The organism is Myxococcus sp. CA039A (assembly GCF_013336645.1).
Classification (GTDB): Bacteria; Myxococcota; Myxococcia; order Myxococcales; family Myxococcaceae; genus Myxococcus; species Myxococcus llanfairpwllgwyngyllgogerychwyrndrobwllllantysiliogogogochensis.
The window spans coordinates 1-474 of record NZ_JABUMQ010000756.1; the positions used below are offsets into that span (position 1 = coordinate 1).

General features: G+C 69.6%; 1 protein-coding gene. It reads right to left on the minus strand.

The window, feature by feature from the left end; all coding sequences use genetic code 11:
* The coding region (locus tag HR086_RS47440) for a DUF885 family protein (RefSeq protein ID WP_174468968.1) at positions 1-474 on the minus strand (474 nt) is incomplete at both ends.

The following is a 474-nucleotide window of genomic DNA, read 5'->3' on the forward strand; positions in this document are numbered from 1 at the left end:
CGTACAGCACCGCGGATTGCCCGGGCAGTGCTGGCTGGTAGGCAGCGGCAGCGGCGGTGAGCGCACGCTCCGGTTCCACCGCGCGTACGTCCAGCGGCGCCTTGGGCAAGGTATCCAGCACCTGCGGCAGGCGTGCGTTGACCTGCTGCTGCACCTGGCGGTAACGGTTGATCAGCGCATTGGCATCGCCGTACTGGAACTGGCGGTCGTTGCGCATGCTGCGCAGCAGCTTGGTGGGGGTGCCGCGCAGCTTGGCATCCTTCATCACCGTGGCGATCTGCGCCTGCAGTTCCTGCACGCGTTGTTCGCCCAGCGCGTGCAGCTGCGCGGCGGTCTGGTCGCTGGCGGTGGTCTGCACGATCAGGCTGGCGTACCAGGCCTGGCCATCGGGCAGTGCGCCCAGGCCGCTGCTGGCGCGCGTGGCCGGCAGGTATTCGGTGGCGATGAAGCCGCGCAGGGCGCGATAGGCCGGCA